A 223-nucleotide genomic window follows, 5' to 3' on the forward strand; every position below is an offset into this window, starting at 1 on the left:
TCACCGGCCGGGCGCCACTGGCGGCCGTCGTTCCTGAACTCGCCGACGAGCTCCTTCTTCTTGGTGTCCACGCTGATGACCGGCTGGCCGGCATCCCGATGCCCGCGGGCTTGCTCGTTGAGGTAGCGGAACTGTGCGTCCCGGTCGACGTGCTGGCTGCCCTCGAGCGTCTTGACGTTGGCCTGCAGACTGAAGCCTTCCTCTCGCAGCAGATCCGCGACGG

At 67.3% G+C, this 223-nt stretch carries 1 pseudogene; it reads right to left on the reverse strand.

Annotation, left to right across the window (positions count from 1 at the left end):
• A pseudogene (locus ACEPPI_RS41080) lies at positions 1–223 on the reverse strand (ISAzo13 family transposase); the annotation flags it as partial.

It is taken from the genome of Streptomyces sp. AB3(2024) (assembly GCF_041862025.1).
Lineage (GTDB): Bacteria > Actinomycetota > Actinomycetes > Streptomycetales > Streptomycetaceae > Streptomyces.